General features: G+C 62.0%; 26 protein-coding genes. 8 read left to right on the top strand and 18 right to left on the bottom strand.

What is annotated here, in order from left to right; translation table 11 throughout:
* Nucleotides 1–77: 77 nt before the first annotated feature.
* Both ppk1 and KBY83_RS01340 read right to left on the bottom strand, forming a co-directional pair.
* The gene (gene ppk1, locus KBY83_RS01335; protein ID WP_255017935.1) at nucleotides 78–2,216 is read right to left on the bottom strand and encodes a polyphosphate kinase 1; all 2,139 of its coding nucleotides are present in this window, start codon (nucleotides 2,214–2,216) and stop codon (nucleotides 78–80) included.
* 38 nt (nucleotides 2,217–2,254) lie between these two features.
* Nucleotides 2,255–3,526 (bottom strand): MFS transporter, encoded by a 1,272-nt coding sequence (locus tag KBY83_RS01340; RefSeq protein ID WP_255017936.1) that lies wholly within the window; start codon nucleotides 3,524–3,526, stop codon nucleotides 2,255–2,257.
* Nucleotides 3,527–3,686: 160 nt separating this feature from the next.
* Between KBY83_RS01340 and moaC the strand changes: the two genes are divergently transcribed.
* Both moaC and KBY83_RS01350 read left to right on the top strand, forming a co-directional pair.
* A complete protein-coding gene (gene moaC / locus KBY83_RS01345) occupies nucleotides 3,687–4,202 on the top strand; it encodes a cyclic pyranopterin monophosphate synthase MoaC (protein WP_255017937.1) in 516 nt (171 codons plus the stop codon).
* A gap of 7 nt (nucleotides 4,203–4,209) precedes the next feature.
* Nucleotides 4,210–5,475: a molybdopterin molybdotransferase MoeA gene (locus tag KBY83_RS01350; protein WP_255017938.1), complete on the top strand. Its 1,266-nt coding sequence runs from the start codon at nucleotides 4,210–4,212 to the stop codon at nucleotides 5,473–5,475.
* Nucleotides 5,476–5,495: 20 nt separating this feature from the next.
* Here KBY83_RS01350 and KBY83_RS01355 read toward each other — a convergent pair whose 3' ends face one another.
* Together KBY83_RS01355 and KBY83_RS01360 are read right to left on the bottom strand one after the other, a co-directional pair.
* Nucleotides 5,496–5,957 carry a molybdenum cofactor biosynthesis protein MoaE gene (locus tag KBY83_RS01355; protein WP_255017939.1) on the bottom strand — a complete coding sequence of 154 codons (462 nt, stop codon included), beginning with the start codon at nucleotides 5,955–5,957 and terminating at the stop codon, nucleotides 5,496–5,498.
* Nucleotides 5,958–5,970: 13 nt separating this feature from the next.
* Nucleotides 5,971–6,234, bottom strand: coding sequence for a MoaD/ThiS family protein (locus tag KBY83_RS01360; protein ID WP_255017940.1), 264 nt, complete (start codon nucleotides 6,232–6,234; stop codon nucleotides 5,971–5,973).
* Nucleotides 6,235–6,300: 66 nt separating this feature from the next.
* Here KBY83_RS01360 and moaB point away from each other — a divergent pair, with 66 nt between their 5' ends.
* Nucleotides 6,301–6,825 (top strand): molybdenum cofactor biosynthesis protein B, encoded by a 525-nt coding sequence (gene moaB / locus KBY83_RS01365; protein WP_255018097.1) that lies wholly within the window; start codon nucleotides 6,301–6,303, stop codon nucleotides 6,823–6,825.
* Between the two features lie 233 nt (nucleotides 6,826–7,058).
* Here moaB and KBY83_RS01370 read toward each other — a convergent pair whose 3' ends face one another.
* From KBY83_RS01370 to KBY83_RS01420, 11 genes are all read right to left on the bottom strand, one after another.
* Entirely contained in the window at nucleotides 7,059–8,288 is a 1,230-nt protein-coding gene (locus KBY83_RS01370; RefSeq protein ID WP_255017941.1) for a succinylglutamate desuccinylase/aspartoacylase family protein, read from the bottom strand.
* A gap of 196 nt (nucleotides 8,289–8,484) precedes the next feature.
* A complete protein-coding gene (locus KBY83_RS01375; RefSeq protein ID WP_255017942.1) occupies nucleotides 8,485–8,793 on the bottom strand; it encodes an addiction module antidote protein in 309 nt (102 codons plus the stop codon).
* A 9-nt stretch (nucleotides 8,794–8,802) separates the two neighbouring features.
* The gene (locus KBY83_RS01380; protein ID WP_255017943.1) at nucleotides 8,803–9,093 is read right to left on the bottom strand and encodes a type II toxin-antitoxin system RelE/ParE family toxin; all 291 of its coding nucleotides are present in this window, start codon (nucleotides 9,091–9,093) and stop codon (nucleotides 8,803–8,805) included.
* Between the two features lie 146 nt (nucleotides 9,094–9,239).
* Nucleotides 9,240–10,055 carry an HNH endonuclease gene (locus KBY83_RS01385; RefSeq protein ID WP_255017944.1) on the bottom strand — a complete coding sequence of 272 codons (816 nt, stop codon included), beginning with the start codon at nucleotides 10,053–10,055 and terminating at the stop codon, nucleotides 9,240–9,242.
* A 200-nt stretch (nucleotides 10,056–10,255) separates the two neighbouring features.
* Complete coding sequence (locus KBY83_RS01390) at nucleotides 10,256–11,158, bottom strand: Dam family site-specific DNA-(adenine-N6)-methyltransferase (protein WP_255017945.1); 903 nt, start codon at nucleotides 11,156–11,158, stop codon at nucleotides 10,256–10,258.
* Nucleotides 11,151–12,008 (bottom strand): EcoRV family type II restriction endonuclease, encoded by an 858-nt coding sequence (locus KBY83_RS01395; RefSeq protein WP_255017946.1) that lies wholly within the window; start codon nucleotides 12,006–12,008, stop codon nucleotides 11,151–11,153. Before KBY83_RS01395 ends, KBY83_RS01390 begins: the two co-directional genes overlap by 8 nt.
* 257 nt (nucleotides 12,009–12,265) lie before the next feature.
* On the bottom strand, nucleotides 12,266–12,637 hold the full coding sequence (locus tag KBY83_RS01400; RefSeq protein WP_255017947.1) for a hypothetical protein: 372 nt from the start codon (nucleotides 12,635–12,637) through the stop codon (nucleotides 12,266–12,268).
* 2 nt (nucleotides 12,638–12,639) lie between these two features.
* A complete protein-coding gene (locus tag KBY83_RS01405) occupies nucleotides 12,640–12,834 on the bottom strand; it encodes a hypothetical protein (RefSeq protein ID WP_255017948.1) in 195 nt (64 codons plus the stop codon).
* Between the two features lie 449 nt (nucleotides 12,835–13,283).
* On the bottom strand, nucleotides 13,284–13,811 hold the full coding sequence (locus KBY83_RS01410) for a hypothetical protein (RefSeq protein ID WP_255017949.1): 528 nt from the start codon (nucleotides 13,809–13,811) through the stop codon (nucleotides 13,284–13,286).
* Nucleotides 13,812–13,998: 187 nt separating this feature from the next.
* On the bottom strand, nucleotides 13,999–14,439 hold the full coding sequence (locus tag KBY83_RS01415) for a hypothetical protein (RefSeq protein ID WP_255017950.1): 441 nt from the start codon (nucleotides 14,437–14,439) through the stop codon (nucleotides 13,999–14,001).
* Between the two features lie 361 nt (nucleotides 14,440–14,800).
* Nucleotides 14,801–15,772 (bottom strand): integron integrase, encoded by a 972-nt coding sequence (locus KBY83_RS01420; protein ID WP_255018098.1) that lies wholly within the window; start codon nucleotides 15,770–15,772, stop codon nucleotides 14,801–14,803.
* Between the two features lie 89 nt (nucleotides 15,773–15,861).
* Between KBY83_RS01420 and KBY83_RS01425 the strand changes: the two genes are divergently transcribed.
* Nucleotides 15,862–18,150 (top strand): FdhF/YdeP family oxidoreductase, encoded by a 2,289-nt coding sequence (locus KBY83_RS01425; protein WP_255017951.1) that lies wholly within the window; start codon nucleotides 15,862–15,864, stop codon nucleotides 18,148–18,150.
* A 44-nt stretch (nucleotides 18,151–18,194) separates the two neighbouring features.
* Here KBY83_RS01425 and KBY83_RS01430 read toward each other — a convergent pair whose 3' ends face one another.
* Nucleotides 18,195–19,331, bottom strand: coding sequence for a GTP 3',8-cyclase MoaA (locus KBY83_RS01430; protein ID WP_396093179.1), 1,137 nt, complete (start codon nucleotides 19,329–19,331; stop codon nucleotides 18,195–18,197).
* Here KBY83_RS01430 and KBY83_RS01435 point away from each other — a divergent pair.
* On the top strand, nucleotides 19,330–19,749 hold the full coding sequence (locus KBY83_RS01435) for a nucleotidyltransferase family protein (RefSeq protein WP_255017952.1): 420 nt from the start codon (nucleotides 19,330–19,332) through the stop codon (nucleotides 19,747–19,749). The two genes, KBY83_RS01430 and KBY83_RS01435, sit on opposite strands and share 2 nt — an antisense overlap.
* Entirely contained in the window at nucleotides 19,736–20,119 is a 384-nt protein-coding gene (locus KBY83_RS01440; protein ID WP_255017953.1) for a HEPN domain-containing protein, read from the top strand. Before KBY83_RS01435 ends, KBY83_RS01440 begins: the two co-directional genes overlap by 14 nt.
* Here the strand turns inward: KBY83_RS01440 and KBY83_RS01445 are convergent.
* Nucleotides 20,002–20,772, bottom strand: a complete 771-nt coding sequence (locus tag KBY83_RS01445) for a molybdenum cofactor guanylyltransferase (RefSeq protein WP_255017954.1) — start codon at nucleotides 20,770–20,772, stop codon at nucleotides 20,002–20,004. The two genes, KBY83_RS01440 and KBY83_RS01445, sit on opposite strands and share 118 nt — an antisense overlap.
* Here KBY83_RS01445 and cynS point away from each other — a divergent pair.
* A complete protein-coding gene (gene cynS / locus KBY83_RS01450; protein WP_255017955.1) occupies nucleotides 20,771–21,226 on the top strand; it encodes a cyanase in 456 nt (151 codons plus the stop codon). The two genes, KBY83_RS01445 and cynS, sit on opposite strands and share 2 nt — an antisense overlap.
* An 18-nt stretch (nucleotides 21,227–21,244) precedes the next feature.
* On the opposite strand, the gene KBY83_RS01455 is transcribed toward cynS, so the two are convergent.
* Entirely contained in the window at nucleotides 21,245–21,748 is a 504-nt protein-coding gene (locus KBY83_RS01455; RefSeq protein WP_255017956.1) for a nitrate reductase associated protein, read from the bottom strand.
* Between the two features lie 32 nt (nucleotides 21,749–21,780).
* Here KBY83_RS01455 and KBY83_RS01460 point away from each other — a divergent pair, with 32 nt between their 5' ends.
* On the top strand, nucleotides 21,781–23,919 hold the full coding sequence (locus KBY83_RS01460; protein WP_255017957.1) for a molybdopterin oxidoreductase family protein: 2,139 nt from the start codon (nucleotides 21,781–21,783) through the stop codon (nucleotides 23,917–23,919).

Here is a 23,919-nt window from a genome sequence, read left to right on the forward strand (position 1 = left end):
ATTTGGCCGAAATGTAGCACTGTTGCGTTGGTTGTGTCTCCTTGATTTGGAAGATTTCCTGTATGGAATGCTGCAGATCAAGCCATCAAACCGCCGCGCCAGCGACGCATCATCTCCCGCTGAACCAGATGTTGTTCGCCTTCGAGCTGTCGTTGACTGAACTTTCCTTGATTGTCCATGTGCCAGGCACCGGTGTCATTCAGGTAGAGATCGATGACCTGCTCAAGCTGATGGCGCAGTTTTGGATCTTCTATCGGGGCTACCGCTTCAACTCGTCTGTCCAGGTTGCGAGACATCCAGTCGGCGCTGCCGAAGAAAAGTTCGGGTTCGCCGCCATTACCAAACCAAAACAGCCGCGAGTGTTCTAGGAAGCGACCGATCACACTCACAACTTGGATGTTGTCGCTGATGCCCTCTAGTTGGGGTCGCAGGCTGCACATGCCACGCACCACCAGCTCGATCATGACGCCAGCCTGAGAGGCCTCATAGAGCAGGGCGATGATCGAGGGATCCACTAGGGAATTCATCTTTGCCCGGATATGACCGCCCCTGCCGGCCTGGGCATGCTCGATTTCGCGGCGGATCAAGCCTTCCATGCGGCTGCGCAGCGTCACTGGAGCCACCAGTAAGCGGCGGAAGCTTTGCTGTTTCGAGAAACCGGTGAGGTAGTTGAACAACTCCACTAGGTCGGCACCGAATTCCGGCCTGGCTGTGAGTAGGCCGATATCGGTGTAGAGGCTGGAGGTTTTGGAGTTGTAGTTGCCCGTACCTATATGCACGTAGCTGTTGAGGCGCTCCTTCTCCTTGCGAACTACCAGCAGGATTTTCGTGTGGGTCTTCAGGCCCAGCACGCCGTAGACGACGTGCACTCCAGATGCCTCCAACTGCTTGGCCCACTGGATGTTGTTGTCTTCATCGAAGCGGGCTTTTAATTCAACAAGGGCCATCACCTGCTTGCCGTTTTCGGCGGCCCGGATCAGTGCTGCCACCACCGCTGAATCCTTAGAGGTGCGGTAGAGGGTCATTTTGATGGCCAATACCGAGGGGTCATCGGCGGCCTGGTTGAGGAATTCCTCTACCGATGTGGAAAACAGGTCGTAGGGGTGATGCAGCAGCACATCTCCCCGGCGGATCACCGAGAAGATGCTTTCAAACTCCTCCGCCTTGATCGAGCCGTCTTCCAGCTGGCTCTTCTGGGTGCGGGCCAGGGCTGGTGTGGTGCGGCCCTTGTGGCTCTTCTCCTTTAACTGGGGCAAGGGAATGGCCAGCAGGCTCATCAGATCGTCAAGGCCCAGTGGTCCGTTGACCCGGTAGACGTCTTCCGCCTCGACGGCGGTGCCTTCCATCAGCAGCTGCACTACCGCTTCCGGCATCTCATCGGCCACCTCCAGCCGCACCACCTCACCGCCGCGGCGGCGTTTGCGTAGGCCCTCCTCAAGGGCCTCCATCAGATCGTCGGCCTCTAGGTCGCGCAATTCCAGGTCGGCGTCACGGGTGACGCGGAAGAAGTAGTGACCCTCCACGTGCATGCCTGGGAACAGCAGGCCGAGGTTGAAGGCCACCACCTGCTCCAGAGGCACGGCCGTATAAACGGCTTCGGGTTGCTTGCCGCTCAGATGGGGGGGGATCTGGACGAAGCGGGGCAGGTTTTTCTGCGGCACCTTCACCCGGGCGAATTCCTGTTGACCCGTATCGGGGTCGCGCACCAGGGCGGCCACGTTGAGGCTCAGGTTGCTGATGAAGGGAAAGGGGTGGGAGGGATCCACCGCCAGGGGGGTGAGAACCGGGAAAATGGCGCTCTGGAAGTAGGCGTTGAGCCAATCCCGTTGGGCTGAGTTGAGGTTGGCGTAGTCGGTGAGGTGAACGCCGTAGTCGGAGAGATGGCTCTTAAGGGAGTGGCGGTAGTGCTGCTGCTGCATCTCCAGCAGGGGGCGCAGCTTGGTGCGGATCGCTTGAAGCTGTTGCTGGGCGGTGAGTCCATCATCGCTAAGACTGCTCACCCCGGCATCGATCTGGGACTTCAGCGAGGCCACCCTCACCATGAAGAACTCATCGAGGTTGTTACTGAAGATGGCGCTGAACTTCGCCTGCTCAAGTAGCGGTGTGTGCTCGTCTAGGGCTTGTGCCAGCACCCGGTAGTTGAATTCCAGCCAGCTAAGTTCACGATTTAAATAAAGCTCGGGAGCTAGTTGGGTTTCAGCCGTTGATTCCGCCATGCCGCATCCTGACTGTGATTAGCGGCAACGTAGCAATCTCAACTGTCCGATCCGTGTAGTCCTGCTGTCATCGCTGAAATTCGGCCAGGTAGGCCACCGGCCACCAGCAGGGCCACGCCCACAAGCAAGGCGATGCCAAGCCAGAAGGGGCTCTGGCGCCCGGTGGTTTCGTAGGCCAGGCCCGCCAGCGGTGGCCCCAGAAAACTGCCCAGGCTCTGTAGCCCCTGGAGGCTGCCCAGGGCGGCGCCCTGGCCTTCGCTGTCGAGTCTGCGGGACACCAGGCTGCGCAGGCAGGGGGTGACCAGGCCGGTGCCCAGGGCCAGGATCGCCACGGCGCTGAATACCACTGGTTGGGCGTTGGCCCGGGTGGCCAGGGGAATCAACAGGCAGCCGGCGATCACAAAGCCCAACCCAGCGAGGGTGAGGCGCCATTCGCCGAAGCGCTTCACCAGCGGGCCGATCAGGCCGCCCTGCACCACGGTGGCCACCACGCCCACCACCAGAAAAGCTGAGGCCGCCAGGCCGGGCCCCCAGTTGAAGGCCTGCTTGAAATAGAGCACCAGCACGGCGGTGAAGCCGTTGAAGGCCAGGAAGAAAAGGAAGAAGGCCACGCATAGCCGCCGCACCTGGGGGTTGGTGAACACCCGTTGCAGGGCGGCAAATGGGTTGAGATCCCGTTTGCGGGGCATGGCCCGGCGTGCTTCTGGCGGGTGGGTTTCTGGCAGCACGGTGAGCACCAGCACCAGGTTGAGCATGGCTATGGCTACGGCAACGAGCAGCGGCAGGGTGACGTTGATCTGGCCGAGTAGCCCGCCCAGGGCGGGGCCAAGAATGAAGCCCAGGCCGAAGGCCACGCCGATCAGGCCGAAGGCCTTAGCCCGTTTTTCCGGCGGCGAGATGTCGGCCAGCACGGCGCTGGCTGTGGCGGCGGTGCCGCCGCTCACCCCATCGATCAACCGAGCCCCAAACAGCAGGGCCAGGGGCAACCCGGCGGCCTGGGCGGCGGGCCAGAGGCTGGCCCAGGGCAAGCTGATCGTGAGAGCAAACAGGGCCAGGCCCAGCACCGAGCCCGCCACGCAGACGCTGATTACCGGTTTGCGGCCGTAGTGGTCGCTGAGGGCGCCAATGAGGGGCGTGAAGGCGAACTGAGCCACCGCGTAACTACCCGCCAGTAGCCCCAGCACCCGGCCATCGCTGGTGAAACCCGCCAGCAAAAAGGGCAGGAGCGGAAACACGATGCTTTCCCCCAGCCGGTCGTTTAGCAGGGTGAGGAAGGCGCAGAAGAAGGTGGAGGGGCGGGAGAGCGACAACGCGTTGGAGCCGGGGGCTGCGGGGTGGTGGGATTTGGGTGGCACTTAGGGCGCCTTGATCTGGCGGCAGGGGTTGGTGCCAAGCATCACCGGTTCTCAAGCTACGGATCCGCCCAGGCCGGCTGCTCGATGATGCCTTGCACCTGCAGCTGCGCGTTCCATGGCTTCGTCCCCATCCCCCGCGGAGCTCACTCACCTCAATGCCGCCGGCGAGGTGCACATGGTGGAGGTGGGCGAGCGCCCGGCTAGCCGCCGCGAGGCCACGGCCGAGGGGTACATCCAGATGGCTCCTGCGGTGCTGGCCCTGGTGCTGGAGGGCCGGGCCCCCAAGGGGGACGTGCTGGCGGTGGCGCGGGTGGCGGCCATCCAGGCGGCCAAGCGCACCTGGGAGCTGATCCCCCTCTGCCACCCGATCGCGCTTAGCGGTGTGGCTGTGGAGTTGGGGCCGGCCGCCGATGGCAGCGGCCTGCGGCTGCAGGCCACCGCCCGCACCACCGGTCCTACCGGGGTGGAGATGGAGGCCCTCACGGCCGTGCAGGTGGGCTTGCTCACCCTTTACGACATGGTCAAGAGCGCCGATCCCGCCATGACCATCGGCCCGGTGCGGCTGCTGGAGAAGACGGGGGGACGCCATGGCCTCTGGCGCCATCCTGAAGCCCCCCACCCCTGTGCCTGAGCGCCCCATGGCCGGCTCCGCTCGATCGTCAGAACCGTTCCCCGCCGAAGGCCTGCCGCTGAAGCAGGCCCAGGCCCAGATCCTCGAGGCCCTGCAGCCCCTGGGATGCAGCGAGGCGCTGCCGCTGTCGGCTTGCCGCGGCCGGATCACTGCGGAGGCTGTGACCGCAGCGGCGGCGGTGCCTGGCTTCCGCGCCTCGATCATGGATGGCTACGCCATCGCCGGGGATGCTCCACCTGAACCAGGCCAGCGTTGGCGTTTGGTGGGGCGCTCGGCTGCCGGGACACCGTTTGCCGGTGTGTTGGCGGCAGGGGAAGCGGTGCGCGTACTCACCGGCGCCGTGGTGCCCCAGGGCAGTGGCCGGGTCCTGCCCCAGGAGTTGGTGCAACCGCTGGCGCTGCCCCAGGGCTCGGGCCTGGAGCTGGTGCGCCCGGCTGGTGCCAACCCCTGGATCCGCGGGCCTGAGGAGGAGGCCGCGGCGGGGCAGGAGCTGGTGGCGGCAGGCTGCCGGCTGGGGGTGGCGGAGCTGGGCCGGCTGGCGAGCTGCGGCGTGGAGCAGCTCAGGGTGTGGGTGCGGCCGCGGCTGGGGCTGCTGATCAGTGGCGATGAACTGCTGTCCCCCGGTGCCGTGCGCGGCCCCGGCCAGATCTGGGAGAGCAACTCGGCCCTGCTGACCGCCCTGCTGGAGCAGCTGGGTTACGGGGTGAGCCAGCAGCGGGTGGTGGCTGATCAACCCGAACCCCTGCGCCAGGCCCTGCTGGAGCTGGCCGGGTGCTGCGATGTGGTGGTGAGCACCGGCGGCGTGTCCGCCGGCGACAGCGATTGGATCCGCGGCCTGGTGGCGGAGTTGGGGGAGGTGCGTTTCTGGAAGCTGTTTCTCAAGCCGGGCCGCCCGTTTGCCTGGGGGCAGGTGGGCGGCACACCGTTTTTTGGGTTGCCGGGCAACCCGGTGGCGGCGGCGATCACGGCCTTGCAGCTGCTCTGGCCGGCCCTGCAGCGGCTGGAGGGCGGCGAGATCCAGTGGCTGCCGCGGTTGCCGGTGCGGCTGGAGCAGGAGCTGCGGCGCGGGGCGGGGCGGCCGGAGCTGGCCCGTGCCCGGCTGGTGGTGGCGCCCGATGGAATGCTGCTGGCCCGGGTGGAGGGCTCCCAGGCCTCCTCCCGCATCGGCTCGCTGCAGGCGGCGGATCTGCTGCTGGAGATCCCGGCCGAGCTGGGCACGCTTGATGCCGGCACCGAGCTCTGGGCCCAGCTGTTGCGGCTGCCGATCTTCTGAGCTGTTTACTTCTGAGGCGTTTAGAGGGGGGTGTTGCCCTGCACCCAGCTACTGCGGCCAGCTGCCAGCCACTCCCGCTTCCAGAAGGGGGCCTCGTGTTTGAGGGCCTCCAGCAGCTCCTGGCAGCAGCGCAGGGCCGGGCCGCGGCGGTTGGCGGCCACGGCCACCAGCACGATCGACTCGCCTGGCAGTACCCGCCCCACCCGGTGGCGCACCAGCACCGCCGTGGCGCCGTGCCTGGCGGCGGCGGCACTGGCCAGGGTGTGCAGCTGGGTCTCGGTCATGCCCGGGTAGTGCTCCAGCTCCAGGGCGGTTAGGGCTTCGCCACCAGCTGCGGTGGGGCGCACCCTGCCGATGAAGTGGCTCTCGGCTGCGGGCAGATCCCCGAGGGCTGCGGCCAGCGTGGTGTGCCAGGCGAAAAGGCTCTGCAGCGGGTCAAACGGTGCAGGCTCCACCGCGATGGCGAGCAAGGGGCCGTCCATGGGCAGAGGCTCCTCAGCCACCGCTGATCGGCGGCAGGAAGGCCAGTTCGTCGCCGTCTGCCAGCGGGGCATCCCAGCTGGCGAACTGCTGGTTGATCGCTACCCGCACCCCGGCGGGCGGCTCGCCTGGCCCGAGCTCAAGCTGCTGCCAGAGGGCCAGGGGTGTGCGGGCCGTGGTTGCCGGGGTCACCAGCTGCACGCTCCAGCCGGTTTCTTCGCGCAGGGACGCGAATAGCCGCACCTGAATGCATGCCCCTGGTTGGGCGGACGCGGCCATGGGTTGCAGCGGCTGGTGGTCAGTCTGGGCCCCAGCACAATGAAACGACGTTTCGTTTGGCCCCCGGTGAGCCTTGCCATCGCCCTGCTCACGGTGTCGGACACGCGCACCCTCGAAGACGACCGCAGCGGCGACGCCCTGCTGGCGCGGCTGCAGGCGGCTGGTCACCGGCTGGTGGAGCGGGCGCTGGTGCCCGACAACCGCTACCGGATCCGGGCGGCGGTGAGCCGCTGGATCGCCGATGAGGCAGTGCAGGTGGTGATCAGTAGTGGCGGCACCGGTCTCACCGGCCGCGACGGCACGCCGGAGGCGGTGGCGCCCCTGCTCGATAAGACGATCGAGGGTTTCGGTGAGCTGTTCCGGGTGCTGTCGTTCGAAACGATCGGCACCAGCACCCTGCAGAGCCGCTGCCTGGCGGGGGTGGCCAACGGCACGGTGATTTTCGTGCTGCCCGGCTCGCTCGATGCAGTGCAAACCGCCTGGGACCGGCTGATCAGCGCCCAGCTGGATGCTGCTACGCGTCCTTGCAATCTGGTGCAGCTGCTGCCGAGGTTGCGGGAGTCGCCGGATCAGCCGGCGGGCCCGTGCTGAGCCCTCCACTGCCCGTGGTGTGCCGGGTGGCCCAACAATCTCTTGCCTGGAATTTCCTGTAGTGATGTCGCTGGTTGAGCGGTATTGAGCAACATAGTTTTGCCCTCAGATTTTTGATCTGGGTTTTCAGCTGCCATCAAGGTTGGCTTGGATGTTAAGTAGAACCGTCAAACACCGTTCACTTCGATCCAAAGAAGCTCGCCTCGTGTTCCCGTCTTCGGTTTGGAGATCCTCTACTCCGAGTAGGGGGCTGCGCCGGACAGCGGCGCACCACTGAACAGGATGAAGAACAGCACGTTGCCAGGCTCTGATGTGGCGTCGCTGCGCAGGCCACTGATGAGGCCGTTGACCGGGCTGGTGTATTCGGCAACCACTTCCCCGAAAGCGTTGCGCTGGATGGCTACCTTTTGCCCTGTTTTGACCTTGGCATTCAGTTTGACTAACAATTCGATGAAGCCACCGTGGCTGGTCAGCACGGGAACCGCATTCTTCGCGATGAAGACGTTGGCATCAACGGCGGTGCGTCCGATCTTCCCGGGGACCACGCCGTAGTGCTTGAAGACGTTCATCGTGCCTTCGACGAAGATCGGAATCGTGTCGAGATCGAGCTTCCGCGCCACACCCACCTCGGGCGTAAAACAGGGAATTCCCGCATCGATGTAGGCGTTGTGTAGTACGCCAGGGTAGATCGGGTTGTCCCATATCGCCGGAACTGGGTACAGCATCATCATGGTCTTCACGTCCGGGATGCCCATGTCACCGATATGAAGGGCGGCTGCGTCTAAGCCGGTGGTCCCGGTATGGAAGTCGATGGCCAAGTCGGTATTGGGCTTGAGCAATCGGTTGAACACAAGTCCGGCCTGGCGGCTCACGGCGCTGAGGCCGTTTTCATTGCCGGGCCATGCGCGGTTCATGTCGTTCAACTCGAAACCGCGCCCGCTATTCGGCCAACTGCGTTGCATGCTCTCCATTGCAGGACGTGCAATGTCCAACACCGCCATGACGGTGCCCGACATTTCCGCTGGGTTTAATCGGCCCATAACCGTTTGTACGGTGTGCACTGAACTCATCTCGTCACCGTGTACACCACTCGTGAGGGTGATGCGCTTGCCTGGTTTAGATCCCTTGGCCACGATCACCGACACGTACCAGTACTGTCCTGTGGACATCTGCACACCCTGGAAGTAAAGCAGGTGTTTCCTGCCAGGCTCCAAATCATTGGTGTTCAGTGATCTCACCACTTTCTTGCCGTTGATCATGTCGCCGGTGTAGACCGTACTGATACTGGCGAGATTTCCAGGGACGCTGACTTGGGCTTGTGCCATGTTCATGCCCATCAGCGCAAGCGCGGTGATCAGTGCAGTGGGTAGCAATGAGTTCTTGAGAATTCGGGGCCTACGGCTAACCAGAGGTTCTTTGAACATCGTCAGTGCCTTCTTAAAAAAAATTGGTCGCGGTGGCATGGGCCATATCCAGTCGAAGGCTATTGCCACTGCAACTAATGAAGTATATATTGTCTTCCAGGAGAGCGCCGTCAATTAAGACTCCTCCGGCCAAGGGGTTAGTGTGAAGTTTGTATCCATTCTGTGCCGTCTTAATCTCAGGCCTGATTCTCTTTACCTTGCCTCTGATTGGCGGCCTGTCCACTCGAGGGGCCGGTTAGACAGCCGTCTTCGCGTCGTCAACAGCCGTGACATGTAATTCCAAACCCAGCGCAGTAATCACCTTCAATATTGTTGCCAGCTCAGGATTGCCCGAGGAGGATAATGACTTGTATAGACTTTCCCTGCCAAGGCCAGCATCACGGGCAACTTGGCTCATACCTTTAGCCCTAGCTATATCGCCTAAGGCAGCTGCAACAAGCTGAGGATCACCATCCTGCAGTGCGGCTTCTAAATAAGCCGCAACATCATCAGTAGTGCGAAGGTGTGTGGAGGGGTCCCAGATTGTCGTGAAGGTTTTGGTCATTGGATTCTCCTAGAGATTTCGAGCAAGGTCTTTGGCGAGACGAATATCCTTGTCTTGGGAACTCTTGTCGCCGCCTGCAAGCAGAATGACGACGGCATCTCCTTGTTTTGTCAGATAGATCCGATAGCCGGTGCCATAATGGATCCGTAGCTCTGAGACGCCATCTCCTACGGGGCGGATATCTCCTGAGTTACCAAGGGAGAGTCTTCTGATCCGGATGTCGATACGAGCCCTTGCAGTCCGGTCACGCAGTGCAGCAAACCACGCGGCATAGGCAGGCGTCTCCCTGATTTCAAGCATGCCTCACTGTATCCCATGAGATACGGATGCGCAACCGGCTGCTTGGTCTGTCTAGCGCTTGCCATCACCTGGCCGCAGTAAGACATCGGTGACCGCTGGAAATGAGTGGAGGCGGCTCAGGTGCATGGCGATGTTGGATGGGCTCTCTAGAATTGGTCAAAGATGTTCTGCCGGTGATACAGCAGGAAGGATGGATTGATCGGAGTTACCCCTGGGGCAGCCAATTTCCGCCCCTGCAAGGAAAGAAGGCGTTCCTGAAGAGGCCCCGAAAAAGAGGAACACCGACTAGACACAATAACTGACAAGTCGTCGTCTACGGAAATAAGGCCTCTATCAAAGTACTTGTCGAATTCGATAAATAGACAAAGCCCATTAGCCGGGTCACTTCTTTTGCTCTTGTCGTGGCTCCATGGAATAATGTGGCTGGCCACAAGCAGGCTTGCTTCGGCTATGCGTGATATGCAGCACTTGGACTCAAAGTTTGAGAGGACTAAAGACCTAAACTCCGACTGGCCGATCCTTACCTTGACATTTGCAAGCGCATCTTCGATTGTGTAATCGACATCAAACTCGTTGACCAAAGCTCCGAAGACGGGCGCAAGCTGAGAGCTGGCATCGACGTAGAACTCACTTATATCAATTGAATATTGCGAGTTTGCGCGCATCATGAAGACGTTATTAACAATCGTGGCGGTCCAACGTCGCAAACCCTTATCTGCCAACTTGCCGCTTGTCATGAGGCTTTCTGTAAACAAGTGCTCAAGTCTTGAAAACGGGATACAGAAGTAGTGATCAAGAGGGGTATTGCCCCAGAGAACTATATTGAAGGATAAGCCATGCCTATTCTTCAATTCATCTATCACTCCTTTGCTAAATCCGCACCACTTATTCTTGGAGTCGGCCTTTTTGATGTAGTTATTACCACCTTGCTTGTACCCCGTAAAGATGTCATTGATGTTCATGGCCCCTTTGCAGGATAAGTTCACGATCTATGTCTGTTTCTACATCTTGCCCATAGCTGCAAACTTTGGCAATCAGTTGCCCGCCTCCGCCTTCGGCGGCGCCATCCAACGCTGCCCTTGAGTGGCAGGCATAACGTTACGGCCATCGGAGTAGAAATAGTGGCGGCCTGTCCACTCGAAGGGCTTGTTGGATGGCAGTCTCAAGCAGACTCAGACAGCAAGGTGAGCTGATCGACCTGCGGTAGCGCAACCAAGCCAGGGCGTGCATCAAAACTAGAAATTAATGCTTCAACCATAGGATTCCGATTATCTTCCTTCGCCCCCACATGATAAAAATGTTCTTTGGTTAGAATGGAGAACTTAGACCATAGAGAGTCAATAAACTCATTTGAGCGATAATCGTTATGATGCCAAGTGCTAAGGATGAACCTGCAAGGAACCGAGTTTAGCGCGTGAAACAACCGCTGCTCACATTCCGCATCCCAACTATTAAAGTAATCAACATGCCTGCCTATATATGGAGGATCGCAATAGACAATATCTTCCTTCTCGGCAATTGCTAGGGTGTCTTGGAAGTCTTGGCAAGCAAAGCTGTAGTCGCCTGTTTTTATCACAGAGGATACCCATGTGATCTGATTAACTATCTTGGTTACATAGGCCTGAGCAAACCTTGACGGCTTGCGACAAAAGGGAATATTAAAGCCGCCCTTGCGATTAAATCTGATCATCCCATTGAATCCCGCTCTGTTCAGAAACAGAAAGTCTAGAGGTTCGTGCTCAGCATTAAATCTATCTCTTATGTAGTAATAGTGGTCTTCCCCTTGACTTAGAAGAAGTTGCCCTTCCTTCTCCAAGTAAGCCTTTACAATACTTGGGGTGATTCGTTCTGAAGCAACCTGCGAATAGAAGTTTATGAGATGAGGATTCGTATCACATAGCAAAGCAGATTTTGGGGCCACATTAAATGCAACCACACCCGTTCCCATAAACGGTTCAATCCATCTACCTCGAAACTTTTCAGGTAGTATGCTTTTGATCCACGGAACCAGCTTTGTTTTAATCCCTTGTGATTTAATAGGCGGTACTTTTGTAACTCTACTCATTGCTTTGCTCCTCATCCTCTGCGAGCTTGGCCATAGCTGCAGGAGATAGATCGATCCTGTCCATGAACCTGTTCTTGTATTCTAGATAACTGCTAAGGTTGTTATAGGGGCGACTTGCGTCCTCTTTCTTGGCCATATCTTCAGTTAGGTAGTACATCCAATAATCATCAAAGACATCTTCGCCAAGAGCATGAAAAGGGCCCGAGCCTGATTTAAGCTGTTGGATATTTGTGCAGCTACCAATGTTTTTAGTATTCCCGCTGCCTGGGCTACCAGTCGCAATTCGAAACTTGGGCTGGACGAAGAAATCAAAACCATAGATAACAGAACTGATGTTTCCCAGTTCTGTTATTGAAAAGGACTTACGCTCATCCGACGCATCTTTGTTCTGGCTATAAATTACCCCAAGCACAAAGTGGCCAGAATAATCGCTGTATGGATAGGTGATATTCTTTTCGGAGGCTTGCGAGCCATCGCGATTTCTAAAGTAACCTGTAAATGCACCTAGCGTCATCATGTTGACAGTTGTGGACGTTTTGCGAATAGTCGACTTTATGTCTAGCGCGAACTTTGTACCATCTTTGCAGATAAATGTCGCGTCAGGGTAATGATTCTGAAACCTAGGGAGCTCAAGAGTCAGATCATATTTACTGGCAAAAGCCTCTAGCTGCGGATAGAGCAGTATTTCCAAGACCTTCGAGACGACCTTTGTGTCGACCGTTATTGTATAGACGCGTTCAAAAATGTCAATAAAACCCTTGATAATCCAATCGCCCTCATCTGTCGCGATTGACTGCTTAAAGTTTTCAACCTCAGCCTGCAGGCAAGCCTGAAACTCGTCGTTTTTCAAATCACTTCTCGACCCTTGCCTGTTCTACCTTAGCAGTGGCGTCATGCCCGTAGCTCGCCATGGCGCACCGGTGCGTGAACCTTTCCGGGAGCCCATCCAACGCCAAGATCAGAAGCGGGCACCAAACCCAAGACCAGCAAATACGTATCGCTCCCGTCTTCTGTATCTTGATGTTGGCAGGCTACTGCTGCAGCAAGATGCACTGTCGCAACCTATGATTATCTCTATTGAACGCCAGAGGGAAGAGCTAAAGCGGATTAAGCCATCGAGATCTGTAGGCCATCGCCCTTTTGCTTGGCTGTAATTGTTATGGCGATACATCCGGCGGCGAAACCTAGGCCTGCACCAACAGCAGCTCCCACTTGAGCTCCCGGGGGACCGGCAACTACTCCCCCGATAACAGCACCCGCGCCCGCTCCAATCACAGTTGAAAAGAAGATTGTCTCAATGATTCTTCTGAGATCTGGATCGGTGATTTGTTCAAGTGCCTCCTTAGCGAACGCGAACCCCTCTCGCGCCAAGACCAGAAGGAAACTCTCTACATGCGACTTAGACACATATACAGAAGGATTTTTGCCATTTGCTGCTCTCTTGGCAAATTCAGTTGCAAAGTCAGCGACAGAAGCCATCGTCAAACCTCATCCTCAAAACGAATGTCACCTTCTTGAACCCTTTCGCTTGAAGCCCTCTTGAAGTCTTGCTTCGTGCGTTCACCTTCGGAATCAACTTTCTTGCTTAAGATTGTTGTGGCACCTGCACCTGCCGCACCTGCTGCTGCGGCTACTACAGCTGTTCCTCCAGCCATACCCAGACCACCTGCGGCCAAGGAACCTCCACCCAAAGCAGCAAGACCTGCCGAAGATGCGGCAGCGCCCGCTAGGGAACCTCCTGCTACCCCTAGACCTGCTGCAGATGCCATCGCACCAACAACGGGAGCAGCAACAACACCACCAGCGCAGGCAACGGCGCCCCCACCTAGTACAACTGCCCCTTTAACAATGGGGTGCTGCTCGGCGTACCACTCCTGAAACTCGCTCAACCAGCTTGCCACTAGCCCAAGGTCTATAGGGGTTCAAAATTTAGAGCAGTGCCGCAAGTACGTCAAGACTCACGAGACGATTGGATGCCCTGCCAACGCCAGCGATCACCTGCCCGCAGGGGCTATTGCCAGAGCTATTCACTGGGTGCATACTTTCGGGGAGCGGGACAGGTGTATTGCGTCGTTAGAGTGGACTAAGGCAGACACCATTGAAATGCCGAATGCGATTCGATTGCTCATAAAGACATTTGCCATTTTAGTTCACCGTCTATCCGTTCGTATAGATCTAGCTTGCGGATGATGTGTTCAGCAGCATCTGTGGCTGAGCTATCAAAAGGCGCTTGATAAACCTGATCCTTGAAAATATCATAGCAAGTCCATTTCTCATCAGCATACAGGTAAGCAAATTCAAGTCTTTCTTTGTGCAGGTGCACACCCCGTCCAAAACCGCAATACCCCAGGAAGTCATCAAGATCTTTGTGAATCATCGAGCCGAATTCGCCAGAACCTCTTTCAGAATAATAAAGAGGCGTCCAGATCCGGCTAGGTGCACCGAATTCATCAAGAACTATACACCCTTCAAAATCAGTATTTGAAAAGCAGCATTGCATATCCCCGCCATCTATCAATGCCTTGACATCTCCAAATGAACAGTAGAATGAGGCAAGAATTCTACCAAGCCACTGCGGGTAACCATCATAGTGATGATAACAAGAAACAACTGCCTTGCTTTCTGCGATATAACCAATGCGAGCCGTGGTCATGAGTAAATGGCGTCAACTCACTCTAACGCTCAAGATCAGAAGCGGGGCAGGCGTTCTCATCTCCGCAACACAACATTTGCTCCCGCCTTCTGGATCTTGATGTTAGAAAGAGGTCAGTAGAGAGCAGGATGAGACAGGAGTAGCGAGTCATTTATGCAGCCAATCACTGGAACTAAATCGCGCGTATCTACGCGCAAATCTGCTGCCCCCAAGGCACATAGTTATTTGAATTGAAGAAGCCAGGTGATACGCACTTGTCTTTGCGAACGACCTGATCCTCATGCAACGAATATCCCTGATTGAGTTCGTAGACATAGAAGTAGACTCTAGCAACGCTTTTGCAGCTACCCAATATCTTTCTTGCATAGCCCATGGACAGCTTGCCGCTGTTGACGACATTTACATTGGCGGCAACTTGCTTGGGACTTGCTCGGAAGTTCTTCAAGGGTGCTCCCCTATCCATATTTGCATCGAGTTCAAAGACAACTTCATCTCGAGCATCGGCAAAAGGCGACTGTTTGTTTTCAACGATCGTGACATCACTGACTTTCCCGCCGAGTCTCAGCTCAATATCTGACCTGACGAAGCTAATTGCTTCTTGACATTTGTCTTGGGCATGCACAGCCATTGGGTGTCTGCATTCCAATAGAAATGCAGAGAGTGTCACAATCAGGCCGGCAGTAAAGGGTGAGTTCTTCAACTTGAAAGTAACCTGGATTTCCAGCGTATCATGAGTATTAAAATGAACCTAGACTGTACAGAGTCCTGACTGGCCTGAGAGCGGCATGAGTGCGATGCCTTCTTTCTAACGCTGAATGGGCGGGTCCGGTAACCACGGTGCGCCATCCCCTCCGGTCAGCCTAAGCAGCTTCACGCATCTCGGCACCGACTGCTGAAAACCCTGCGCTAAGTGGGTTGCTTGCGGCTCGCGCGTCTTGCGGCGGGATCTTATGCGGGTCCGATAACCACATGTTCAATCGGATACTCGATCACAGCAGGTCGGCCGGGCTCGACACGCCGAGTGGGCCGCGATTCAGCACGTGGGTATAGATCATGGTTGTCTTCAGATCGCTGTGGCCGAGTAGTTCTTGGATCGTTCGAATGTCCTGGCCTCGCTCTAGTAGGTGGGTGGCGAATGAATGGCGCAGCGTATGGCAGGTGGCTGGTTTGCTGATACCCGCTGTCAATACTGCCCGGCGTACCGCTTTCTGGATCAGGCTTGGATCAATGTGATGACGTCCCTGTTCTCCTGTGGTCGGCTGGCGCCAGCGTCCGGCTTGCGGGAACACCCACTGCCAGCCCCACTCCACTGGCGCATTGGGGTATTTCCGTGCCAGGGCATGGGGCAGTGTGACGCGTCCCCAGCCATCGGCCAGGTCCTGCTGGTGGAGTGTCCGCACCGTCTGTAGGTGGCTGCGTAGCTGTTCGGCTACCCGATCAGGCAGCAAGGTGCGGCGATCTTTACCGCCCTTGCCATCGCGCACGGTCAGTTCGCGGCGGTTGAAGTCGAGATCCTGCACCCGCAGCCGCAGGGCTTCCATGAGTCGCAGGCCGCTGCCGTAAAGCAACCCCGCCACCAGGGATTCCACCCCATCCAGCCTCTGCAGCACCGCGCGCACTTCCTCCGTAGTGAGCACCACCGGCAGGCGCCGCCGGCTGCGGGCGCGCACCACGCCGTTTAGTTCGAGATCCCGCTCCAGCAGATCCCGATAGAGAAACAGCAGCGCCGCCAGCGCCTGGTTCTGCGTGGAAGGGCTCACCCGCTGCTCCACCGCTAGGTGGGTGAGGAAGGCATTCACCTCAGCGCTGCCCATCTCCCGTGGGTGGCGTAGCGCGTGAAAGCGCAGAAAGCGCCGCAACCACTGTTCGTAGCTGGTCACAGTGCGCCGGGCGTAGTGGCGCGCCTGCAGGGCCTCGCGATAGCGCTGGATCAGCCCAGGTGAGCGTGCGCTCTTGTCCATGTCGGTGACGGTTTGGCGCTGGATCCCCCCAGGGTTCCCACCTCCGTGGGTGATCTCCCTAGTTTTTTCGTACACCGGCAGCCGCGGCCATGGCGTTTGATGAGTCTGCATCGCCCGCCGCCGGCCCGCCGCCCGCCGCAGAAGACGCCACCAGCGGTGGCGGCTGGCCCTTGATTGACGGCTGGGCCCGCGCCACCCTCTCGCCCACTGGCCCGAAGCTCTGGCAGGCGCTCACCCACCAGAGCGCCTGTCTGTCTTGCGCCTGGGGTACAGGCGGCCAGAACGGCGGCTTCCGCGATGAGCTCGGTGAGCCGCTGCAGCGTTGTCTCAAGAGCGTGGAGGCGATCAGCGCCGAGCTGCAGCCTGCCGTGCCCCAGGAGGTGTTTGCCGGGCGCACCCTTGCCGAGCTGCAGCGGCTCACGTCTGCCGAATGCGACCGCCTGGGGCGGCTTGATCGGCCCCTGATCCACCGCGCCGGCAGTGATCACTATGAGCCCATCAGCTGGCCGGAGGTGCACCAGCTGGTAGCCGAGGCCTTCCAATCGGCGCCGCCTGAGCGGGTGGCTTCCTACAGCTCCGGCCGCTCTTCAAACGAGGCCGCCTACCTGCTGCAGCTGCTGCTGCGCGCCCTCGGCTCCAACAACCTGGCCGACTGCTCCGACCTCTGCCACGCCCCCTCCACCCTTGGCCTCACGCGGGCCTTCGGCAGCGGCACCTCAATGGTGAATCTGGAGGGCCTTCAGCACGCCGATGGTGTGGTGTTGGTGGGCTCCAACGCCCCGGCCAACCACCCGCGCCTGATGAACGAGCTGATCCGCCTGCGCCAGCGCGGCGGCACGGTGATCGTGATCAATCCTGTGCTGGAGGGTGGGCTGCTGAAGTTCGGTTCGCCCGCTTTCCCGATCCGCTCGATGCTTGGCGGCGGTAGTGAGATCGCCTCGCTGTTTCTGCAACCAATCCCCGGCTCCGATACGGCGGTGTTCCTCGGCCTTCAGAAGGCGCTGCTGGAGCGGGGCGCCATCAACCTCGCGTTCGTGAAGGCCCACGCCGACGGCTGGCAGCAGCTGATCGCCCAGATCGAGGGCACCGGCTGGGAGGCGATCACCGCCTGCTGCGGCCTCAGCCGCGAGGAGCTGGAGCACACCGCCGCCCGTCTGGCCGCCTGCAGCGCCGTGGTGTTCGCCTGGGCGATGGGCATCACCCACCACGCCAACGGCACCACCAACGTGCAGGCGATCGCCAACACCGCCGTGCTCAGCGGCAACGTGGGTCGGCCCGGGGCGGGCACGATGCCGATCCGCGGCCACTCCAACGTGCAGGGCTTCGGTTCGATGGGGGTGACAGTGCACCTGCGCGAGCCGATGCGCCGTGCTCTCGAGCAGTTGCTGGGCCGGCCCCTCAGCCGCACCCCCGGCTACGACACCTGCGCCCTGATCGAGGCGGCCGCTGGCGGCGCCGTCGATTCCCTGCTCTGCCTGGGCGGCAACCTATTCGGCGCCAACCCCGACAGCACCCAGGCCCGCCGCGCCCTCGGCCGCATCGACACCATCGCCTACCTGGCCACCAAGCCCAACACCGGCCATTTCCACGGCTTCGGCGCCCGCCAGACCCTGCTGCTGCCGGTGTTCAACCGTTTCGAGACGCCCCACCGCACGACAGTGGAATCGGGCAACAACTGGGTGCGCCTCAATGAGCCCGGCACCACCCACCTGCACGGCACTTCCAACGGCGGCGGCCAGCTGATCAGCGAAGTGGAGTTCCTGGCCGAGCTGGCCCACCGCCTCCACGGCAGCGAGCCGATCGAGTGGCGCCGCCTGCAGGATCCGGTGTATGTGCGCGAGCTGATCGCCCGCACCGTGCCCGGCTACGACGCCATGGCCGGCATCGATGCCAGCAAACGGGAATTCGAGGTGAGTGGGCGAGTGTTCCACGAGCCGCGCTTCCCCACCGCCACCGGCCGCGCCCAGCTCGCCGTAACACCTCTGCCGGATCTGCGCCTGCCCGAGCCGGAGCATTTCGGCGGCCAGGCGCCCGGCGAGAGGGGCCTGGTGCTCAGCCTGATCACCGCCCGCAGCTACGGCCAGCACAACACCGTGGTGTATAAGCCGGGCGACAGCTACCGCGGCATGCCCCACCGCCACACACTGCTGATCAATCCGGAAGACCTGGTTGCCAGTGGCCTGGTCGCTCACCAGCGGGTCACGGTGCAGGGGGAGGCCGGCAGCCTTGAGGGCATCGAGCTGATTCCAGGATCGATTCGCCCCGGTGCCGCCTTGATGTTCTATCCGGAGGCCAATGTGCTGATGCGGCCCCTCAAGGATCCCGAGAGCGGCACCCCGGCTTTCAAGCGGGTGCCGGTGCTGCTGCGCGGCCTTTGAGCTCGGCCCAGCGGTGCCCGCCACAACCAGTCACCGCCGCTTGGTTAGCCGCCCAGGTAGGCCATCTCCGCATGGGCTGGTGCGGTTGCTGTGCGCTGCAGGTTGTCGCCTTGCCAAGCCTGCTGGCGCTGCTCGCTCCAGCGGTCGGTACGTTGGCTCCAGAGGCCGGCGATCGCCTCGCGCACGGCGCCGGTTGGGGAGTCTGGTTGCAGCCAGAGGCGCAGATCTAGGCCGCTGCCGGGGGTGGCAAACAGGCAGGTGTAAGCGATGCCGTCGGCGGTGACGCGCAGGCGGTTGCAGTCGCCGCAGAAGGGGGCGCTCACCGATGCCACCACCGCCAGATGGGCTCCGCCGCTTTCTGGGTCGCGATCCCTGTAGCGCCACCGGCTGGCCGTGCCGTGGCTAGCACGCCCCCGGGGCTCCAGCGGCCAGCGTTCGCCAATCCGCTCCAGCATCTCAGCGGCGCTCAGCACCGCCTCGGGCCGCCAGCCATTGCGGTTGCCCACGTCCATGAATTCGATCAGGCGCAGCTCCACCCCCCGCTCGCGGGCCAGGGCCGCCAGGGGCAGCAGCTGGTCGTCGTTGGCGCTGCGTTGGATCACCGCGTTGAGCTTGAGCGCCCCGCGGCCCGGATCAAAGCCGGCGGCGCGGGCGTGCTCGATCGCCGCCAGCACCGCCGCCAAGGCCCGCTCGCCGGCGGCGGCATCGGCCAGGCCAGCCATGCGGGCCACCGACGCGCCCGTTGTGCCATCGAGGCTGAGGGTGATCCGGTCGAGGCCGGCGGCCCGCAGGCTCCGGGCGCGCGCTGCGCTCAGCAGCAGGCCATTGCTGGTGAGCGCGATCTCGCGCAGGCCCGCACGTTCCGGGTGTGTGGCGCGCAGCGGTTGCACGGCGGCGATCAGTTCCTCCAGGCCGCCGTGCAGGAGGGGTTCGCCGCCAGTCAGCCGCAGGCTGCGGGCTCCCAGGCTCACCGCCGCCCCGATCACCTGCAGCCGCTGCTCCAGCGTCAGCAGGCCCGGTGGCTCCACCCCATCCGGCAAGCAATAGGCGCAGGCCAGGTTGCAGCGGGCCGTGAGCGACAGCCGCAGTACCCCGAGGGGCCGGTTGAGCTGGTCGGTGGCACTGGCCATGGCGGCCACGCTATGGCTGTTGGCTTGATGTTGGCGGTAGCGTTTCAGCATGGTCGCCACCGCTGCCGAGCGTTTCACGCCGCCCACCATCCCCTGGCGCAAGCCCCTGGCGCTGGAGCCGGCTCCTGAGCTGGGTCCGGGGTTGGATCCCCAGAGGTCTGGGGAAGCCTTGGCGCGTCTCTGCGCCGAGCCCGATGTGCAGGCGGTGATCGCGTTTGGTTCGCGGGCCAGGGGTGAGGCGCGCCCCGACTCAGATCTGGATCTGGCGGTGATCGTGGGCCAGCCCCAGCTCACGCCGGTCGAGAAGCTGGCCTGCTGGAAGCGCTTCAACCGAGCGCTGGGTAGGCAGGGAGTAGCTGTCGACCTGGTGGTGGCGGGCAGCGCTGATGCCGAGCGCCTGAGTGGCTCCCGCTGGCATGTGTTTGGCGATGTGGCCCGTGAGGGCCGGGTGCTGTATGTCGCCCGCTGAAGACGCCTTGCTGCTCCTGGCGATTGTGCGCCGCCATCTGCGCAGCCTGGGGCTAACCCTTGACCCTGCCTATCCCGACGAGGATTGGGGCTTCACTGCGCAGCAGGCGGTGGAGAAACTTCTCAAGGCCTGGATTGTGCTGGCCGACCGGCGGCCACCCCGGGTCCATGACCTCGAAGATCTGGTCGCCCTGGCTGGTCAGCAGCTTGATCCCCTGCTGCTGGAGCTGCAGGTGTTTGCGGTGGAGGCCCGCTATGAGGAGGGGCCCTTCCCGCTCCCCGCGCCGCGGCAGGAGCTGCTGGCACTGGTTGAGGCGGAGCTGGAGCGTTGTGAGCGGATGGTGGTGGCGCTGGGGGAATCGGCCGGTTGACTTGGCTCGGGTCGGTTCACGTTGCGGATGGCACGGGGATCCAATGGCACCGCTTGGCAGGGCAGCGTTGCCAGCCAGCCCTGCAGCCGCCGTTCGCCCCGCTCCACCGCTGCGGCCAGGTGGGCGCGGGTCGGGGCACTGCTCGGATACAGGCCCAGCAGCGGTTGCAGCCGCTCGCCGTCGTGGGCCAGATGGAGCCGGGTCGGGCTCCCTGTTGCTGCGCTCGCCAGCAGGGTTTGTAGGGCGGCCAGGCTGAGCTCCGGCATGTCCACCGGGCAGAGCAGCAGCTGCTCGTTTGGGTGCTGCTGCATCAGCCGGTGCAGCGCCAGCAGCGGCCCCTCCCAGGGCGGCGGTTCGGCCAGGGCCATCACCGGCGAGCCCGGGGCGAGCTCCAGGGCCAACTGTTCCGCTTGTTCGAGATGGGCCGGATGGCGGCTCAGCAGGCTGATCGGCGTCTCCAGCTGGGCCAGCAGGCGCAAGCTGCGCTCCAGCCAGGTGCCGCCTTCCGGGTGGGGCAGCAGCGCCTTGTCGCTGCCCATGCGCCGGCTCTCGCCACCGCTGAGCAGGCAGGCGCGTAGGGGCAGTTGTAGCAACGGCTGCCAGGCAGGCCCGCGCCCATCCGTAGGGTCCCGCCGCATGTCCGCTTCCTCCATGGCTCTGTCTCCCCACACCACGACCCTGCTCGACGCCAAGCGCTGCAGCGGGCTCAGCTTCGCCGACCTTGGCGCCCGCCTGGGTCAGGACGAGGTGTGGACCGCCAGCCTGCTCTACGGCCAGGCCACGGCCTCAGCCGATCAGGCTCAGGTGCTGCTCGAGGCCCTGCAGATCACCGAGCCGGAGCGGCCTGCCCTGCTGGCTGCCCTCACCACCTATCCCGTGAAGGGGGCCCTCGATCCGGTGATCCCTACCGATCCACTTCTCTACCGCTTCTACGAGATCCTGCAAGTTTATGGCCTGCCGCTCAAGGACGTGATCCAGGAGCAGTTCGGCGATGGGATCATGTCGGCGATCGACTTCAGCCTGACGGTGGCCAAGCAGGAAGACCCGAAGGGTGATCGGGTGGTGGTGACGATGAACGGCAAGTTCCTGCCCTACCGCAAGTGGTGAGGCTCAGGGCGCCTCTGTTCAGGGCTCTTCAGCCAGCAGCCCAAACTCCGCCAGGGCCCGCGGCAGGTTGCGGTGCTCGTGGCCGGGGTGGCTGAGCTTCACTAGGGCGAAGCGCTGCAGTTCGTCCAGCTCCGCCCAGCTGCCGCTGCGCAGCTCCAGGCCGAGCTGGGCGCAGGAGGAGGCGAGCACCGCGGGCAGTTGCTCGGCCTGCTGCCAGGGCTCCCCGCAGGGGCGCGGCAGCTCCTTGGCTTGGCCGGCGCTGAGGCCGATGGTGCGTGCCAGAAGGTGCTGGTGCAACGCCTCGATGGCGGCGGCATTGTCGGGCCAGGCCAGCAGGTCGCTGCGCTCGCCGTCGCCCAGCTCGCTCCAGTGCTGCAGCTTCAGCTTTACGCCGGCCAGATCGAGCTTGCGCCGCACGGCCATCGGAATGCAGCGCAGGTCGGCGGTGAAGTCGGCCTCGAAGTGGAAGCAGGTGCTTGCTAGGAGAGAGCCCAGGGGAGCTGCGGTAACAACTGGCACCATCATCGGGTGCCCTGGCTTGATCCAATGACCCCATGGTCAGTGATTCCGCCAGCCCGGCTGCCAGTCCAGCTGCCCTAGCCCAGTGCCCCTACTGCGGCGTGGGCTGCGGTCTGGAGCTGAAGGCCCCGGCCGAACCCGGCGGCCTCTGGACCGCCCGCGGCGACCGCCACCATCCCTCGTCCTTGGGCCAGGTGTGCATCAAGGGCGCCACTGTGGGCGAAACCCTGCACCCCAACCGCCTCACCACGCCCCTGTGGCGTGCGCGCATCGACCAGCCCCTTGAGCCGATCAGCTGGCAGCGGGCCTTCACCATCCTGGTGGAGCGCATCCAGGCCACCTTGGCCACCAAGGGGCCGCAAGCGTTGGCGATCTACGGCTCTGGTCAGTTCCTATGTGAGGACTACTACGTCGCCAACAAGCTGCTCAAGGGCGCCCTGGGCAGCAACAACTTCGACGCCAACTCGCGCCTGTGCATGAGTTCGGCGGTGGCCGGCTATGCCCGCAGCTTCGGCTCCGATGGCCCGCCCTGCTGCTACGACGACCTCGATCTGGCCGATCTGGTGCTGCTGATTGGCACCAACACGGCCGAGTGCCATCCGGTGCTGTTCCAGCGGCTGCTCAAGCGCCGGCGCAAGGGGAATGGGCCGCGCCTGGTGGTGGTGGATCCACGGGCCACCGCTACCAGCGATGCTGCCGACCTGCACCTGGCGATCGCCCCCGGCAGCGACCTGGCCCTGCTCTGTGGCTTGGGCCACCTGTTGCTGGAGCGTGGCGGCGTGGATCAGGCCTGCGTGGCGGCCCACTCCGAGGGTTTCGCCGAGCTCGAGACACTCTGGCGGGCCTGGCAGCCGGCCCGGGCGGCGGCGGTGTGCGGTATTGCCGAGGCCGACCTGCGCCAGCTGGCTGAGTGGTGGTGTCAAGCGACCGGCGCGCTCAGTCTTTGGTCGATGGGGGTGAACCAGAGCCGCGAGGGCAGCGCCACCGTGGCCGGGATCTGCAACCTGCACCTGGTGAGCGGCCAGATCGGCCGGCCGGGAGCCGGACCCTTCTCGCTCACCGGCCAGCCGAACGCCATGGGGGGCCGCGAGGTGGGCGGCCTGGCCCAGCTGTTGCCCGGTTACCGCGCCGCGAGTAATCCAGAGCACCGGGCCGAGGTGGAGCGCCACTGGGGCTTTGCTGCTGGCTCGATTTCGCCAGAGCCCGGCTTGGCGGTGTGGCCACAGATCGAGGCGATGGAGCGCGGGGAGCTCGACCTCTGGTGGGTGGCGGCCACCAACCCCTTAGTCAGCCTGCCCAGCCTCGATCGGGTGCGCTCAGCGGTGGCGAACTGCCCGCTGGTGGTGCTGAGCGAGGCCTATGCCGGCACCGAAACCGAGGCGCTGGCCCACCTGGTGCTGCCGGCGGCCCAGTGGAGCGAGAAGGCTGGCGTAATGGTGAACTCCGAGCGCCGCGTCACGCTCTGCTCTGCCTTCCGCCAGCCCCCCGGTGAGGCCCGGGCCGACTGGGCGATTTTTGCGGAGTTGGGCCGGCGCCTCGGTTTTGGGCAGCAGTTCGGCTGGCGTGACGCCGGCGAGGTGTATGCCGAGTTCGTGGCGCTCACGGCCGGCCGGGTGTGCGATTGCAGCGGCCTCAGCCACGAGCTCCTGGCCGAGCACGGCCCCCAGCAGTGGCCCTTCCCCGCCGACACCGCCCCCGGCGGCGGCAAGGCGCGTCTCTATGGCAATCTGGCCTTCCCTACCGCTTCCGGCAAGGCACGCCTCTGGGCTGATCCGCCCCTGGGCTTAGCCGAACCCCCTTGCGACTCCTATCCCCTGGTGCTCACGGTGGGGCGGGTGCTGGGCCACTGGCACACCATGACCCGCACGGCCCATGTGGCGAGGGCGCTTAAGGCCCACCCCGAGCCGCTGCTGGAGGTGCATCCAAGCGATGCGGCTCGCGCCGGCTTGGTTGATGGGGCCTGGGCCCAGGTGCGGTCGCGACGGGGTGCGGTGTCGGTGAAGGTGCAAATCACCGATCGCATTCGGCCCGGCACCGTGTTTTTGCCGATGCATTGGGGCGCCTCCCAAGGCGAGCTGGCTTGCGAGGCCAATCGACTGATGCATGAACTGGGCTGCCCGATTTCGATGCAACCGGAGCTCAAGGCAGCGGCGGTGGCGCTGACGCCGGCCTGA

It is taken from the genome of Cyanobium sp. WKJ7-Wakatipu (assembly GCF_024345355.1).
GTDB lineage: Bacteria > Cyanobacteriota > Cyanobacteriia > PCC-6307 > Cyanobiaceae > Cyanobium_A > Cyanobium_A usitatum.